The organism is Microcoleus sp. AT3-A2 (assembly GCF_036705685.1).
GTDB lineage: Bacteria > Cyanobacteriota > Cyanobacteriia > Cyanobacteriales > Microcoleaceae > Microcoleus.
This window is the reverse complement of sequence record NZ_JAUBVF010000006.1, coordinates 1-16516: the sequence shown is the minus strand read 5'-3', so window position 1 is coordinate 16516 and position 16516 is coordinate 1. Positions and strand designations below refer to the sequence as shown.

Below are 16516 nucleotides of genomic sequence, written 5' to 3'. Positions count from 1 at the left end.
ATCCATTGAACCGATCGGCTAAACAAATCGCTCTCTTAGTTTGTCACATCCGTGAAAGTCGCAATATAGCGATCGCCCGATCCTTCGCCCCCAGCTTTAAGCCAACACCCAAATATCGAACCCTCCCTGTTTCTTAAACTGTGTGGCAGGCTATGATTGACGGTTGGCAGCTTTTGAGAATCTAAATGCTAAACACAAATACAATAATTTCCAGTCTGCTGTTATTTATCCCGGTTTCCATCGCCGGACACTTTCTCGGCTGGGAATCCTCCACAATCTTCATCACCTCGGCTTTAGCCATCATCCCTCTAGCCGCGTGGATGGGCACGGCCACCGAAGAAATCGCTGTCGTCCTCGGCGCCAACTTGGGCGGTTTGCTGAACGCTACCTTCGGAAATGCCACGGAACTGATTATCGGCATCGTCGCCCTCAACGCCGGACTAATAGATGTTGTTAAGGCCAGCATTACCGGTTCAATTATGAGCAACCTGCTGCTGGTGATGGGATTGGCGATGCTGCTGGGCGGCTTGCGCTACAAAGAACAAGATTTTCAGCCGACAGTCGCCCGGTTAAATGCTTCAGCGATGAACTTAGCCGTGATTGCCATTTTGGTGCCAACTGCAGTTAATGCCACCTCTATTGGCATCCCCGCAGAAACTATGCAGAACCTCTCTAGCGCTGTCGCTGTAGTGCTGATTGTCGTCTACGTGCTGACGCTGCTGTTTTCGATGAAAACCCACAGTTATCTGTACGATGCAGGGGTGGCAGAAATAGAAATGCTTGAAGATTTAGCCGAAAATAACTTAGCACCAGACAGTCCTGACCACAAAGTCAATCTGCCGTTGTGGATTTCGGTGCTGTTGGCCTGTACCCTGATGGTAGCTGTCGAGTCGGAACTGTTGGTGGGTACTCTCGAAGAAGCGACAGCGCGTTTGGGACTGACATCACTGTTTACCGGGGTGATTTTAGTGCCGATTATTGGCAATGCTGCCGAACATACGACGGCGGTGACGGTGGCGATGAAAAATAAAATGGATTTGTCGGTTTCTGTGGCCGTGGGTTCGAGTTTGCAAATTGCTTTGTTTGTTGCGCCGGTGTTGGTTTTGGCAGGTTTTGTCTTGGGCAAACCGATGGACTTGAATTTCAACCCGTTTGAACTTGTAGCGGTTGCGGTGTCGGTGCTGATCGCCAATTCTATCAGTTCTGACGGCAATTCTAACTGGCTCGAAGGTACTTTGCTGTTGGCAGCTTATACGGTTTTGGCGCTGGCTTTCTACTTCCATCCGGTAATTGAGGGACTTGTGTAAAAGGCTTTCTTATCGGGAAGGAAGAAGGAAGAGGGAAGAGGGAAGAAGGCAGATTTTTTCACTCCCTCACTCGCCCACTATCCCACTCTCACTTCTTTCTTCGAGAGTGGTGGTTGCGATCGTACAATTGAAATGTGGCTGCTCTCTCGTTATTAGTTCTGGTGTGTTTATACATTATGTGCTGTCATCAGGGATTTGTGACCTCGATCGGCTGTGACAAACAATAAAACCTTTGCCCTCAAGCCGATCGTTAGATCCCACGGCCACCGGTTATACAAAAACACGGGAGGCTGAAGTCTAGCGAGACTAAAGCCTCGCTAGACTTCAGAGACGTTGGAAGATTTCAATCAAGGGTGCTGATGAGTCTTTTACTAGGTGTGCTACGATCGTCATAAGTTGAAAATTGAGTCTAACTAGACAAAGTAAAACCTCGTACTCTTATTGTTGAGTACGTTGTCCCACAAACACGGTGTTGCCGTCTAGGAAAACTCGTATTTGAACAAAAACCGAACTAGATTTAAAGAGGACTAATCAAATACGGTATGCCATACCAGAATTAACGATTTTAGAAAAGACACCTCTAATGCGGCTTGAGTAATCTTGTCAAGGCAAGTAACGCAAGCTGAATCAAAAATCTCACTCACCAAGAGTGCACAGAGGTTAATCTAATCGCTTAATACTTGATTAAACTTCCTCCGAGCTACTTATGACAAGCATATTGACAGAGGCGCAGTTTTGTGCAACATTCTCAGAATAATGCCCAAAATCTGCAGGAAAAATTTTCTGGAAGAGTAAACGACGGTCTATTTAAAACTGACCAGCCTATAAAAAGGTCGAACGGGATACCACGATTCGTTAAATTGGTTGAAAATAATGGTTAAACAATGGCTAAAAGCTTCCACAATAATAAATAGTTGTAGAGACTTCAAAAATAGGGTGCTGCTCCACCCGAATTTACGCCTGTGGACAAGTAAGAGCCGACTCTCTTGGCAGAAGCAGGAATCAGACCCTCTAGAAAATACTTCTAGTTGAATGGTGAAGCTTAGATAAGTTTAGCCAAGTTTTGTAGAGCAGTGTCAAAGTAAAACTTGATAGAGCAACCTCAATCAGGGTTATGTGGCTTCTGTGAGTTATTGCCTCAATCCCAAATGCCCGAATCCCTCCGATCCAGCCAACTCTGGTAAATCCGTGTGTATCCACTGCGGGTCAGAACTTTTGTTGCAAGGTCGATATCGGCTAGTCGCGCCTCTCGGAGGCGGCGGCTTTGGCAGAACATTTGAAGTGGACGACAACGGCGCCCGAAGAGTGCTCAAAGTCCTGCTGAAAGAACATCCCAAAGCTGTAGAACTGTTTAAGCAAGAAGCCGACGTGTTGGTCAGGCTCAGACATCCAGGTATTCCAAAAGTCGATCGCGACGGTTATTTTATATTTACGCCCGCTCACAGCACAGAGTCTTTTCACTGCCTCGTGATGGAGAAAATTGCTGGTGCCAATTTGCAAGACTGGCTGAAACATCGGGGCCGCCCCATCAGTCAAGAACAAGCTGTGAACTGGCTCAAACAACTGTCGGAAATTTTAGACCAAGTTCACCGCCTCAACTATTTCCATCGGGATATCAAGCCGCACAATATTATGTGCAAGCCAAACGGGCAGTTAGTGCTGATTGACTTCGGGACTGCTCGGGAAGTGTCGGCGACTTATTTCGCTAAGGTGGGCCAGGGGCAAAATGTGACTGGTATTGTTTCCCCCGGCTACACGCCGCCCGAACAAACAAATGGCAAGGCTGTTCCCCAGTCAGATTTTTTTGCTCTGGGGCGCACTTTTGTTTATTTGCTGACTGGAAAGCCACCAACTGCGTTTCCAGAGAACCCGCGCACGGGCAGATTAATGTGGCGCAAAGGAGCTCCTCAGGTTTCCGACGCCGTGGCTAATGTAATCGATTATCTGATGGCGCCTTTTCCGGGAAATCGACCTCAAAGCCCGCAGATGGTTTTGCAGTGCTTGGAGGAAATTAATCTCGACGGCGCTGAAAGTCAGTTGCCAACTCAGTTGCCGACGACGGGGCAAACTAAAATTCGCGGAACTGCCGGGCCGTCTGGGGCGAAGAAGCAGAGTTCCATGAACCGCCTCAGACCTCTGAATTCGGGATTGAACAAGACCGATAAAGATGTTTTTGATTGGAAAAAGAAGTTGCTGGCGGGCGCGGCTGTTTTGATGGTGAGTGTTGGCGCGTCTCAAATTTACGGTTCGCTGCGTTACGGGGTGTTTCCGGCAAACCCGGTGTGGCTGCTTTCTACTTTACCTACCACTCATTTTTTGCAAAAAAGTTTGGATAATGTTGGGAGTGTAAATGCGATCGCCCTGTCGCCTGACGGTAAAACTTTGGTGAGCGCAAGCTTTGGGACGATTAGAATTTGGAATGTGAGGACGGGACGCCTAGTGCGGACTCTCAATTCGGTGCATTCTAAAAAATCGGTCAAGACGGTGGCGGTGAGCCCGGACAGCTCGATTTTGGCCAGTGGGGGCGACGACAATAATGTGATTCTCTGGGATTTGAAGACGGGGCGACGGATGCAGACGATTGCCGCTCACAAAGCCACCGTCAACGAGATCGCTTTTAGCAGGGACGGTCAAACTCTGGCTAGCGGCAGCGATGACAAAACTGTTCGCTTGTGGAATGTCAGAACCGGCAGCAGGTTGCGGACTTTGAGCGGCCACGCCGGAGGAGTAAACGCGATCGCTTTGAGCGGGGATGGTAAAACTCTCGCTAGCGGCAGTGAGGACAAGACTGTGCGTTTGTGGAATCTCGCCACCGGTGAAGTCAGAAGAATTATCACAGGTCACCGGGGCCCCGTTACTGCTGTGGCTTTTAGCCCGAACGGGAAAATTGTGGCTAGTGCTAGCACCGACAATACGATCCGTTTGTCGAACGTCCAAGACGGGAAGCGCACCCGCACTTTTAAAGGGCATTCGAGCTCGGTGAGGACGATCGCCTTTAGCCCGGACAGCCGGACTTTGATCAGCGGGGGCGAAGATATTATAGTTTGGGATTTGAAGACGGGAAAAGAAAGAAGCACTCTTTCTGGTCACACTCAGTTTGTGAGTTCTGTTGCTATTTCCAGAGATAGCAAGACTTTTGTGACCGGCAGTCCCGATCGCACTATTAAAATTTGGCGAATGCCATAGTCCTACTATTTTAGATTTGAGATTTGAGATTTTAGGTTGAAAAGCCGAGGCGATCGAGAAATCGCATCCCGACTCCGACGTGGAAGTCTGGGCATTGCCCGCCCTACAACTGTTACTTGCCGCAATTGGCAAAAGCAGAAAACAGGTTAAATTCTGTAACCCTCCACGCTTGCCATGTCTGCGCGCCCGCAAAAAGACTGTACCTTGTTATGCTTTTATCGCTGTCAACATAACTTTGCCAACTTAATGAAGCAACAGTTGGATACTGGGCTGGAAACTCCCCTGGTATAGGACTTACTTGCGAGCTCATGTTCCATCCTACTTGCTTGCTAAAATCTTGAATTTGACCTTCGCAAGTTCGACAGTTAGAACCGCCCACTTTCTGCCAAATCTCTAACTGTGGAGTCAATCCATACTTGCCATTGCTCGATCGCATCCACATTTGATCGATCGCCCGGAGGTTCGGACAAGACAGATTAGCGGAGTTGTTGCGGATCAGAGAGACTGTTTCTTGATCTGCTTCGTACCATTTTTCGGCTTCTAATAAGGATTAAAGTTTGCTAAATTCGCTGTTACTTTCTTGTGAATTAGCGGGAAATGCTGGTTGCAAAACTGCCATAAATGTGCCTATTAATGCGAGTGATTGTTTGCTAAGTTTAAACATGATATTTTTCTGAGTAAAAGTGATTTAACAAATGACTGTTTACCATCTCTAAACAGAGACGAAATCTTCAGAGCCGATGAGGTTTGGAGCAACGCCTGTCAAAGAAGCTAAAACTTCACCGCTGCTGGCTACTCTAATTAATGTGGCGTTAGTTCCAGGGGAAATTGATAGCTGTCCGAAGGTCAAGCCATTGATTAATTGAATGGTATCTTGAGATTTGGTGAAATCAGAGATTGTATCAACTCCCAATCCCGCACCTAAAACAAATACATCGTTGCCCGCGCCGCCGACTAGATTATCGTTGCCCAAACCGCCGTTGAGGGTATCAAAACCTTTGCCGCCAAATAGGATATCGCTGCCGCCTCCCCCGATAAGAATATCGTTGCCTTGTCTGCCGGCGATCGTGTCATCGCCGTCTAAACCGCTGATATTATCGCTGCTGGGAGTGCCTGTGAGGTTGTCGTTGCCGTTTGTGCCGTTGATGTTGTTACTAGAAGTATTGATAACGCCTGGAATGTTGGTTAAGTCAACAATAAAGAGGTCTGGGCCATTGTTGGTATCTCCCGGCACGAGGTTGGAGGCCTTAGATGAAAACGCCACTTTCTGCCCGTTGGCGGAGATGGAGGGGCTGTAGGATTCGCCGTTCCCCTGATTGCCCGCCCCTGAAACAGAGACGCGAGTGGTGGTATTGGTTGACAAGTCGCGCACGAAGATGTCAGTGCTATTGTTAGTGTCCCCCCGCACGAGGTTGGAGGCATCAGATTCAAACACCACAAACCGTCCGTCGGCGGAGATCGAGCTATAGTCGGCGGAGATCGAGCTATAGAGGGAGGAGTCGTTCCCCGGATTGCCTGCTGAGTCAACTGAGACGCAGGTAGTGGTATTGGTTAACAAGTCGCGCACGAAGATGTCGCCGCGATTGTTAATGTCCCCCGGCACGAGGTTGGTGGCATCCGATGCAAACGTCACAAACCGCCCGTCGGCGGAGATGGAGGGAATGCCGGAGGAGTCGTTTCCCTGAATGCCTGCTGAATCTACAGAGACGCGGGTAGTGGTATTCGTTAACAAGTCGCGGACGAAGGTATCGCGACTATTGTTAGTGTCTCCCGGCACGAGGTTGGAGGCATTAGATGCAAACCCCACAAACCGCCCGTCGGCGGAGATGGAGGGGAACTCGGAAATGCCGTTCCCCTGATTGCCTGCTGAATCTACAGAGACGCGGGTGGTAGTGTTTGTTAACAAGTCACGCACGAAGATATCACGGGTATCGTTAGTGTCTCCCGCCACAAGGTTGGTGGAATCCGATGCAAACGTCACAAACCGCCCGTCGGCGGAGATGGAGGTCAACAAGGAATAGGAAATGCCGTTCCCCTGATTGCCTGCTGAGTCTACAGAGACGCGGGTAGTGATATTCGTTAACAAGTCGCGGACGAAGATGTCGGCTCTACCGTTAGTGTCCCCCGGCACGAGGTTGGAGGCATTAGATGCAAACGCCACAAAGCGCCCGTTACCGGAGATGGAGGGGAGTACGGACAAGGCGTTCCCCTGATTGCCTGCTGAGTCTACAGAGACGCGGGTGATAATATTCGTTAACAAGTCGCGCACGAAGATGTCATCGGTATTGTTAGTGTCCCCTGGCACGAGGTTGGTGGCATTAGATAAAAACGCCACAAACCTCCCGTCGGCAGAGATGGAGGGGATCTCGGAGTCGCCGATCGCCTGATTGCCTGCTGAGTCAACTGAGACGCGAGTAATCGTCATAAGCCCTGACATTTAAGAGTACAAGTTTGGAACTTCGTGCGGTTGATTGACATCATTCAATAACCAGCTCTCAAAGTCAATTCATAAAATTCATAACATTGAGTTCATAAAAGTCATATTTATCAACAACTGTTGCCGACAGTAGACAAAATAGCCAAACTCATATGCAGTCAGCGAGCGAATGATACTTACTCCAGAATTAAAGAAGTTTTCTGTAAGCTGTTCAGCATTTAAATTTTTTGCCTGAAAGCCAGGGTGCAAAGAGTCTAGGGTTCAAAAATCCCAATTTAAATGCGTATCAGCTTATTGCAAAATCTAATAACTAATTCCCCGCCCGTTTTTGGCAAATTCATCAACAGTTTGCTGCGAAAGTTCGTGAACTGCGATCGCCTGCAACAGGTCAAAAGGCAATGTCAAATGATGTGCTCCAGCTAATAAAGTCTTTACCGCTTCTTCCGGCGATTTAATGCTAGCTGCCAAAATCTCAGTATTAGTTCTCTGCAACACATTGGCCATATCCCGCACTAACGCAAAACCGTCTCCCAACAATCTGGTGGCGCGATTCACATAGGCGATCGCATATTTGGCCCCCGCTTCTGCTGAGACAACTGCTTGTGATGCGCTGTATATCGCCGTCACCGCGCAAGGAATGGACGGTGACAAATGTGCTACTGCTTGGAAACCAGCCGCCGTTGCTGGAACTTTCAACACTGTTTGCTGTCCAATTAATTCAAAAGCCGCTTTTCCTTCTGCTACCATGCCATCAACATCAGATGCCCTTAGCTGATAATACACTTCCCCAGGAATCAGTTGTGCCAGTTGTTTAAGGGTTTGCTCAGGAGATAACTCACTTTTTGTCAAAAGTGTCGGATTAGTAGTAATTCCCGCTACCCATCCGAACTTGCTCGCCCGTGCGGCTTCCGCTACAATTGCAGTATCAACATAAATTGCCATCGGCTCTACACCTTCAGTTTGTTAAAAATTTCCAGACGGTTGCTTGCAGATTGATATAAATCCGAGCAAAATTAATTGTTAAGCTTTAACAATATCAGAATCTCGGAAATATTACTGTTAAGTAAATATAACAATTCAGTGATGTGCATCATCGGTAGTAGTGTGTGAGTTTTGAATTTAACAGGACTTAGGCTCAGAAATCCCGTTTCTTACAAAAAATTGGTGGAGGACGACCTATCTGTGAATAAACCTCGTTTTTGAGGAAAATTGGGTAAGTGCGATTTAAGATAGCTAACAACTAACATCAAAACTTTTAAGTCAGTTGGTAACTGCGATTGTCGGGTAAGGAAAACTTGACTCGCCAAATCCCGGATACAAATAAGTTACATTTGTATTAAGGGTTATGTATGCAATAACTCCAGGAGGTGACTCAGAAAATGACCGAAGAAAAAAATCAGCAGCCACAAGTCAGCCTTGAGACATCTTCTGAACAACCTCAGTTGGAAAAGTCAGCAGAAACTGCTGAAGAATTGTCGAAAAATCTTAAGTCTGAAACTCTGTCTCAAACGGTTGAAAATAACGCCGAAGAACGTTTGAAGGCTCTAGGCCGCTTAATGATGGTGAGCCTAACTTGGTCGCTGGCTGGTCTTTCCAAACGCGAGTAAGTTATGGAACACTACCGCAACGGGCCAGCTATGATTTGTGAGTTTTGTTGTAAGTTTTGTTTAACTCAAAACTTACAACTCCCGGACTTACCTGATGTCCGGTTAGTTGTAATAAAACCCGTTTTTAGTGAAGACTTTAGTCCTTAAAGCAAGGACTAAAGTTTTCAACAGACCACTCATCACTTTTCTTTAATTCCTTCAAACGGCCCCAAAAAAGTCGGTTCGGGACGGGTAACACGCACTTCCCAAAGCGCTTTAATTACTGCCAAAAATTCGCGAAAACTGTAGTGAATCATGCCCTTATGGCTAAATTTTCCCCAATCCGGCGTTCCTAAGCCGATCGCCTGTATGCCCAACCGGCGACAGGTATAAACAGCGCGGGCTAAGTGAAAGTTTTGGGTAACTAAAACAGCCTGCGTTATGCCAAAAATTTCTTTCGCCCGGTAGCAACTTTCATAGGTACTAAATCCGGCATAATCGAGAACGATATTATTAATCGGTACGCCTTGGGCTTCGGCGTAGTCCTGCATTGCTTGGACTTCGTTGTAATCGACGCTGCTATTGTCTCCTGTCATCAAAAGTTTGTCCACTCGCCCCGCTTTGTACAAATCGACGGCTGCTTGCACTCGATCGGCTAACATGGGGCTTGGAGTGCCGTCTTCCCAAACTCCGGCACCAAAAACTATAGCGATGGGTTCTGCAGGCACGTTAGCTATATCGCTGTAGCGGTAGTTGCTGGTAACAAGTCTGACGTAGTAGTTGAGGGCTAGAGGTGTGAGTAATGAGGTTAATATTAACAGCCCGATGGCAAGACGCCATTGAAATATAAAGGGTTTAGGCAACATAAATTCAAGTTATCTTCCTATATAATTACACGAACAGGAACCTTCGGGGATCTAAAAACTGTCTAGTTACCGAATTTACATTATATTAAAAAAAACATGATTCAACAACAGCCAAAATTTGAATTGCTAGAATCATTTTTATGGGAGCCAAAAAACGGTTATTTTTTGCTAGACAGACATCTTCAAAGATTAGAACGATCGGCTGATTATTTTAATTTTCCCCTATTGCTAACAGAAACAAGCAAAGCTTTACAAGCATTAAGTATTACTTGCAGGTCAGTCAAACAAAAAATACGGTTAACAATATCTTGTGAGGGAAACATAACATTACAAGCTCAGGCACTAGATAGCGGTATCTTAAAAATCGGTGCATCTGTGGGAATTGCCCGCCAACCGATCGATTCTCAAAACCCATTTCTTTACCACAAGACAACTTACCGATTGCCTTATACAATGGCTTTGGAGTCGCAGCCCGAATATCAGGATGTCTTTCTGTGGAATCAAGATGGAATGATCACCGAATCCACGATCGCCAATATCGTGCTCGATACACCCGCAGGCCTAATCACACCTCCCGTCAAGTGCGGTTTATTACCGGGGACGTTTCGTTCTCAACTTTTAGAGGAAGGAAAAATCAGAGAAGAATTAATTACCTTAGATGATTTGCACAGTACCCAAACTCTATTTCTCATTAACTCCGTTAGGGGTTGGATACGCCTCAAAAAAGAGGAAAACCGAGATATTTGGAAAGTTGTAATTAATGGCTGAGATAACACTTTCACTCGATTTTAGAAGGGTGCATAATATGCACTTTACTACTATAGATAGTGTCAAAATTGAATCATTGCGTAAGTTCTGAAAGTGTTAACCATAGTGCAATCTATTATGAAACAAATACAACCTTGGCATTGGCGAAAGCTTCCCCTAAATCAGCGCAGCGGATCGGAGATTTTTCAAACTTTATTTCTAGGTCAAACCGCCGACAGTGCAAGCTCAATATCGGATTTCCCCCCCCGCGATATGGCTGTTCTGCTAGAAAGTCCAGTTACATCTTCTACTAACTTGGCACGATATTCTATTTGTGCAGGTTCTCCCCGGATAATTGATAGTCAACCTCAGCTATGGACACCGCCAGTCGGTGAAATTTTACCTTTTTTACGCGCTCTTTTGGAATCTCAAAAGCAAAATTTAGCAGTCAATGTACCGCCGGAAATTCCTTTTACTGGGGGTTGGTTGGGATGGCTAGGTTATGATTTAGCATGGGAAATCGAACACCTGCCCCAACTCAATACTGATCCGCTTCCTTTCCCGGTTAGCTGTTGGTACGAACCAGAATCTTTTGCGGTTTTAGACCATCAAACGCAAATTCTCTGGTTGGCTGCGAGTCAACCTTCTCACCTCGATGTTATGCAGCATCAATTAGAGCAAACTGAGCGAGAAATAATCGAGAATAATTTACCGGAAAATTCTCAACAAAATTCGGCTACTCCTATTTTTCAATTATCTCAGAGTCAGTATAAAGAAATAGTGCGAAAAGCTCAGAAGTATATTCAGGCGGGCGATATTTTTCAGGCTAATTTATCTTTGCGGTTTGAAGCCCGTACAGATTGCAGCAGTTGGTCAATTTACCGCGCTTTGCAACGGATAAATCCTTCGCCTTTTGCAAGTTATTGGCAAACTCCGTGGGGGGCGATAGTTAGTTGTTCGCCGGAAAGACTGGTTCAATTATTAGGAAAAAAAGTGGATACTAGACCGATCGCGGGAACGAGACCGCGAGGTTTAACCTGCATTCAAGATGATCGCTTAGCACAGGAATTAATAGAGAATATCAAAGAAAGAGCCGAACATATTATGTTAGTTGACTTAGAGCGCAACGATATCGGGAGGGTGTGTGAATGGGGGTCGGTAAAAGTTAACGAATTTCTGACTATTGAACGCTACAGTCACGTGATGCACCTCGTCAGTAATGTTATCGGTACATTAAGACAAGATTGCGACGCGATCGACTTAATTCGAGGGGTATTTCCGGGCGGTACGATTACAGGTTGTCCGAAAGTGCGCTGTCTGGAAATCATCGAAGAATTGGAACCCGTGAAGCGCAATTTATTTTACGGTTCCTGCGGTTATTTGGACTGGCGCGGCAACCTGGATTTAAATATTTTGATTCGCACCCTTTTATATGCACCAAAAAGTGACGGTACAACCGGGGGAGTTGTTTGGGGACAAGTGGGTGCGGGGATTGTTGCTGATAGCGATCCAGAAAGGGAATGGCAGGAGTCGCTGCATAAAGCTCAAGCTCAAGTTAATGCTTTGAAATTAGCGGAAATATTTGATTATAGGCTTTCTCAGTAACATGAGGTGTTCTTGGGCATTGGGCATTGGGCATTGGGCATTGGGCATTGGGCATTGGGCATTGGGCATTGGGCATTGGAAGAGTACCTTACTTTCCTGAGAACCGCTATAGTTTTTTTAGCGATCGCACTGTGAGTCATATCAATTCCGGCAGTAAGGCCGGAATGATATCAAATCCGAGCTTCTAAGTCGGGCGTAAAGTCGAATCAAGCTGTCAACAAATAATTCGCGTAATTTTCATTTTTTTACTCACAGTCAACAGTCAACAGTCAACAGTCAACTGTCTATTGATTGTCCGAACCTACTGCCTCAGAAATCGAACTAAATCCGCGTTCTTCTAACTTTTGCAACAAACCTTGGAGAATCCGACGCACCATCCAAGGCCCTTCGTAAACCCAACCAGTGTAAACTTGAATTAAACTCGCACCGGCGGCTATTTTTTCCCAAGCATCTTCGGCGGTGAAAATGCCGCCAACTCCAATTATGGGCAATTCGCCTTTTGTATATTGCCAGATAAATCGGATTACTTCTGTCGATCGCTCCCGCACGGGAAGTCCGCTAATTCCCCCGGCTTCTTCGGCGATTGGTTGGTTTGTTTCTCGCAATATTTGTGTTTTCAATCCGTCGCGGCGGATGGTGGTATTTGTGGCGATAATTCCTGCTAGTTGGTAGGTTTTTGCTAAGTCGAGGATTGATACGATCGCCTCCGACTCCAAATCCGGCGCAATCTTGACTAAAATTGGCTTGATTCCTTGATTTTCTTGTTGCAAAATTTCCAAAATTGTGCTAAGCCCAGCAGCATCTTGGAGCGATCGCAACCCAGGCGTATTCGGAGAAGAAACGTTCACTACAAAATAGTCGCCCCAATCTTTCAGCAGCTTAAAACTCTCCAAATAGTCGGCTGCTGCCTGCTCTAACGGTGTTACCTTAGATTTACCGAGATTGATGCCCAAGGGGAACGGAGACTGAGCCATGGGGCGCTGGGCATCGAATTTTGACTGTTTCTGTGCTGCCTGAAACCGGGCTGCCATTGCCGCGGCTCCTTGATTGTTAAATCCCATGCGGTTGAGGGCTGCACTGTCCTCCGTCAAGCGAAACAAGCGAGGTTGAGGGTTTCCCGGCTGCGGTTGACAAGTGACAGTGCCAAGTTCGGCAAAGCCAAAGCCAAAATTTGCCCAAATGTCAGCAGCTACGCCGTTTTTATCAAATCCGGCGGCCAAGCCGACAGGATTGTTAAAGCTCAGTCCCCACAAAGATTGTTCGAGGCGAGAATCTTGGACTCCCAAAGATTTCTGCAATCGAGAGAGCATTTGGCTGGTTGCGGGGTTTGACTGGGTTCTGGCTGCGAGTTCGAGAACTTGGAGAGTGCGGTTGTGCAGCCACTCGGCATCGGTTTTCAATACGGAAAACAACAGCGGGCGTACACTTGATTGATAAATATCCAATGATTTGTACTGGGGCAATTTACAAATTAGAAATGAGAAGGGAAATAAAAATATTCACGAGCCGACAGCGAAGGCGAAGTTTTTACTTCAACTTCGATCGACTTTATCCAATGTTTGAGATTGAAGGATAAGTGAGACGATTATATTATAAGTTGATTCTTTGGCATTTTATTTTTTTGAATATTTAAGTTAGTAATTTTAAATTAGACAAGGTGCGGGGAAGCTTGGAAATGGGGCAGCAGCAAAGACCGAAGGATTTAGACGAACAAATCGCGACCCTAGAGCGCGTTCTCCAGACTCTCCGAGAAGAGGAGAATGTTGATGTGCTACTTTCGACCACACTCGGTTACTTGCAAGCGGAATTTGACTGGCGGTTGATTTGGATCGGGTTGTACGATCGACAGGCGCACAGATTGTTCGGGAAAGGCGGCATGACTCCTAACGGCGACCAGTCTTTTCTCAAACAGCGGTTTGCCCTCAGCCCAGGAGATTTGCTCGAACAAGTGGTGATTCAGCTCCGCCCGGTGGGAGTCCCGGATTTGCGATCGGAAAGTAGAGCCGGAGAATGGCGCAAAGCAGCTCAAACTTTCAATATTCAAGGCACGACTCTGTTTCCCCTGCGCTACAAAGACCGCTGCTACGGCGTGATTTTGCTCGGCACTGAGGTATGGGGAGCGTCGCCAAAGTCCGGGGAAAAAACGCAGTTGGCGATCGTATTTGGAGCGCTGGCAACTGCTCTTTACCAAATAGAAAAAGACTGGCAGCGACAACAAGTTAAACACCCAGATGAGTCTCTTTTAGCGCTGATTTCGCAGTTGGGGGAATTGCGATCGCTCGACCAATACTTGCAAGCTGTTGTCGAACAAACTCATGAATTTATCGAGCCGACACGCACCAATGTTTATTGGTTCGAGCGAGAGCGACGCTATTTTTGGCGCCGAGTCAGCAACCGCGAAGTTACTCCGGGTTTGGGCGGGCCGGCCCGACCGGCTTCGGGCATCACCGTCCAAGACTTGGGAGAATTTTATCAGGCTTTGGGCAGGGAAGAAATGGTTTGGATCGGTGAATCTCAAAGTTCTCTGAAAACTGAGCTAACGGGGCGGTTGATGCAGCAAATCCGCGCTCGCTCTCTGTTGGCTGCGCCGATTGTTTCGGAAGGGGAATTGTTGGGATTTTTGGCAGTCGAAGCCGGCGAACCCCGGATTTGGCAAGACAATGAAAAGCATTATCTGCGGGGAGTGGCGCAGTTAGTGGCTCTGACGGCTCCTGTCTCGGAGATGGAGGAGAAAATTCAGCAAATTGAGATCGATCGAGATTTAACTGCCGGAATAGCTCACGCCATCTACAGCGATGCTGACTGGGAGACGACTTTGAAAAATACCGCCGAACAGTTGTGCGATCGGCTCAAATGCGAATACTTTTTGCTGCTGCTGTACGGCGAAGAACAAAATCGCTTTGAAATTGTCTGCCAAAATCTGCCCCGCAACCGCAGGTCAGTGCCGTCGCCACTCAACGCCCTCGATGTGGCTGACGTGGGGCTGTTGGAAGAAAGTGCACCTCTAGCTATTGAAAATTGGGAGGAAGACGAGCGGTTGGGCGCTTGGCGGGATGTGTTGGGGGAAGCGGGGGTGCGATCGCTTTTGGCATCGAGCACGAGGGGGAAAAAGAAAGACGGAGAAAACCCCAATCTAAAATCGAAAATCGCCAATGGCAAATCGATCGAGGGTTTGCTGGTTGTCGGACACAATGCAACTCGCACTTGGAGGCGATCTGAGCAAGAATTAGTTCGGCTAGTGGGCGAACAACTCGGATTGATCCTGCACTCGTGGCAGCAGAGTTCGGCAATCGACAAATATCAGCAATTTGAGCGATCTCTCAAATCGGGTTTGGCGGTTTTGCACCATTATCCTGATGAGCAATCTGAGCAAGAGATAGCTGCTGCTTCACCGACGATGTTCCCAGAGTTGCCGCTACAAAAGCTCGATCGTAACTTTGCTCAACACGTTTCCCAGACAATTTCCTGTCCTTTAGTAGCCGTAATTACTTGGAATCCCGGTGAGGAGGAAGGTTCCATCGTAGCGACGGTAGCTGCCAATCCCGTATTTGCCCTCAATCCCGAGGCGGTGATTCCTGTCAAAACAGATGCTTTGATCCAACAAACCCTGGCTGCTAACTCCGTGGTGCAACAGAGCACGAGCCAACTGCAACTGGCGACGAAGCGGTGGCTCCGCAGTCCGGGAATTGGCGAGATTCTGACGGTGGCGCTGCGGACGGCCCCAGAACACGCTCCGGCGGGCATTGTGGTGGCTGCGGACGCTCCGGGCCGCCAGTGGTCGGAGTTGTCGGTGAGTTTACTCAGCTCGATGGCGTCTCAGTTGGCTTGGTGGCGCAGGTATTTGGCGGTGCAATCGATCCAGGAGTCGCAGCGATTGGATCTGGAGTTGCTCAACTGGTACAAACAGCGCCGTTTTGAGGAGTTTTACCGCACGGTGGGAGCGGGGGTGAAGGAGTTGGGGGAGTTGAGTCAGTCGATTTTGCAGTCGGCGAAGGAACAAAAGGATGCTCTGAAAATTTTGCGCTACCAACAGGTTTTGCGGCAAATGGGCAATGCTTTGGGGTCAACTCATTTGCTGCTGAAACAGGAACATTGGCGGCTGCAATTCGGACAAGATGCGGTGCCTGTGAGCGCTTGGCTGAGGCGATCGCTCGATCGAACTGCCTCCCTGGTCAAACAGTCGAAAGTCTTGCTGGATGTGCACAGAGAAACTGCTGTGTCGATGCCTGCGGGTCAGACTTTGAGCGTTCGCGGGGACAGTATCAAGCTGGATTTGATCCTGTGCGAATTGCTGGCGACGGCTTGCAGGCGCTCTGCTGTTGGCGCCAAGATTGAGATTCGCTCTCAGTTGTTGGGGGAAGATTTGTTAGAATTGTCTGTGATCGATAGCGGCGCGTGCGATCGACAGTTAATTGCTGCCTTCAACGGCGGTTCCGAACCCGATATATTAGCGGTTTCTAGTTCCCATAGGTCGATCGTGCAAAATCTTTTAATTTGTCAGCGAGCAGTACGCTTAATGGGGGGAAACTTTTCTCTAGAAATGTTAGAAAACAATTTAATTGTGGCTCGTTTAGTGCTGCCCCTAGCCAATTCTTAAAATTCTGTACGGGCGAGTTCGCCCGTACTTATAGTTATTGTAGGGTGCGTCAGGGGAAAATTTTTTAGTCTTTAGTGGTCACATTCAGCCCTGACGCACCCTACTAACTAGGACTTGCTGAATAATCGATCGCAAACTAAGAACAGGAGCTCACAATATCTGAAATCTCAGTTAAATATAAGTTT

General features: G+C 47.5%; 10 protein-coding genes and 1 pseudogene. 6 read left to right on the top strand and 5 right to left on the bottom strand.

Annotated features, from left to right (window positions below; translation table 11 throughout):
• Positions 1 to 185 precede the first annotated feature (185 nt).
• A complete protein-coding gene (gene cax / locus QUB37_RS05665; protein WP_333159943.1) occupies positions 186 to 1307 on the top strand; it encodes a calcium/proton exchanger in 1122 nt (373 codons plus the stop codon).
• 1116 nt (positions 1308 to 2423) lie between these two features.
• The gene (locus QUB37_RS05660; RefSeq protein ID WP_333159941.1) at positions 2424 to 4493 is read left to right on the top strand and encodes a serine/threonine-protein kinase; all 2070 of its coding nucleotides are present in this window, start codon (positions 2424 to 2426) and stop codon (positions 4491 to 4493) included.
• Between the two features lie 112 nt (positions 4494 to 4605).
• Here the strand turns inward: QUB37_RS05660 and QUB37_RS05655 are convergent.
• From QUB37_RS05655 to QUB37_RS05645, 3 genes and pseudogenes are all read right to left on the bottom strand, one after another.
• Positions 4606 to 5007 (bottom strand): annotated as a pseudogene (locus QUB37_RS05655) (GUN4 domain-containing protein); the annotation flags it as partial.
• Positions 5008 to 5205: 198 nt separating this feature from the next.
• Positions 5206 to 6918 (bottom strand): calcium-binding protein, encoded by a 1713-nt coding sequence (locus tag QUB37_RS05650; protein ID WP_333159939.1) that lies wholly within the window; start codon positions 6916 to 6918, stop codon positions 5206 to 5208.
• Positions 6919 to 7233: 315 nt separating this feature from the next.
• Positions 7234 to 7872: a transaldolase family protein gene (locus QUB37_RS05645; protein WP_333159937.1), complete on the bottom strand. Its 639-nt coding sequence runs from the start codon at positions 7870 to 7872 to the stop codon at positions 7234 to 7236.
• Between the two features lie 437 nt (positions 7873 to 8309).
• On the opposite strand from QUB37_RS05645, the gene QUB37_RS05640 reads away from it, so the two are divergent.
• Complete coding sequence (locus QUB37_RS05640; RefSeq protein ID WP_333159935.1) at positions 8310 to 8537, top strand: hypothetical protein; 228 nt, start codon at positions 8310 to 8312, stop codon at positions 8535 to 8537.
• 179 nt (positions 8538 to 8716) lie between these two features.
• Here the strand turns inward: QUB37_RS05640 and QUB37_RS05635 are convergent, their stop codons facing one another.
• Entirely contained in the window at positions 8717 to 9382 is a 666-nt protein-coding gene (locus tag QUB37_RS05635) for an ElyC/SanA/YdcF family protein (RefSeq protein WP_333159933.1), read from the bottom strand.
• A gap of 96 nt (positions 9383 to 9478) precedes the next feature.
• Between QUB37_RS05635 and QUB37_RS05630 the strand changes: the two genes are divergently transcribed.
• Both QUB37_RS05630 and QUB37_RS05625 read left to right on the top strand, forming a co-directional pair.
• Entirely contained in the window at positions 9479 to 10150 is a 672-nt protein-coding gene (locus QUB37_RS05630) for an aminotransferase class IV (RefSeq protein ID WP_333159932.1), read from the top strand.
• Between the two features lie 117 nt (positions 10151 to 10267).
• Positions 10268 to 11734, top strand: a complete 1467-nt coding sequence (locus QUB37_RS05625) for an anthranilate synthase component I (RefSeq protein ID WP_333159930.1) — start codon at positions 10268 to 10270, stop codon at positions 11732 to 11734.
• Positions 11735 to 12018: 284 nt separating this feature from the next.
• Here QUB37_RS05625 and QUB37_RS05620 read toward each other — a convergent pair whose 3' ends face one another.
• Positions 12019 to 13179, bottom strand: coding sequence for a quinone-dependent dihydroorotate dehydrogenase (locus tag QUB37_RS05620; RefSeq protein WP_333159928.1), 1161 nt, complete (start codon positions 13177 to 13179; stop codon positions 12019 to 12021).
• A 230-nt stretch (positions 13180 to 13409) separates the two neighbouring features.
• On the opposite strand from QUB37_RS05620, the gene QUB37_RS05615 reads away from it, so the two are divergent.
• On the top strand, positions 13410 to 16331 hold the full coding sequence (locus QUB37_RS05615) for a GAF domain-containing protein (protein WP_333159926.1): 2922 nt from the start codon (positions 13410 to 13412) through the stop codon (positions 16329 to 16331).
• Positions 16332 to 16516 lie beyond the last annotated feature (185 nt).

Excerpts from the sequence above, each read along its gene's own strand:
- QUB37_RS05650 (WP_333159939.1), bottom strand. The coding sequence starts at position 6,918 with ATGACGATTACTCGCGTCTCAGTTGACTCAGCAGGCAATCAGGCGATC.
- QUB37_RS05645 (WP_333159937.1), bottom strand. The coding sequence starts at position 7,872 with ATGGCAATTTATGTTGATACTGCAATTGTAGCGGAAGCCGCACGGGCG.
- cax (WP_333159943.1), top strand. The coding sequence starts at position 186 with ATGCTAAACACAAATACAATAATTTCCAGTCTGCTGTTATTTATCCCG.
- QUB37_RS05635 (WP_333159933.1), bottom strand. The coding sequence starts at position 9,382 with ATGTTGCCTAAACCCTTTATATTTCAATGGCGTCTTGCCATCGGGCTG.
- QUB37_RS05625 (WP_333159930.1), top strand. The coding sequence starts at position 10,268 with ATGAAACAAATACAACCTTGGCATTGGCGAAAGCTTCCCCTAAATCAG.
- QUB37_RS05630 (WP_333159932.1), top strand. The coding sequence starts at position 9,479 with ATGATTCAACAACAGCCAAAATTTGAATTGCTAGAATCATTTTTATGG.
- QUB37_RS05640 (WP_333159935.1), top strand. The coding sequence starts at position 8,310 with ATGACCGAAGAAAAAAATCAGCAGCCACAAGTCAGCCTTGAGACATCT.
- QUB37_RS05615 (WP_333159926.1), top strand. The coding sequence starts at position 13,410 with ATGGGGCAGCAGCAAAGACCGAAGGATTTAGACGAACAAATCGCGACC.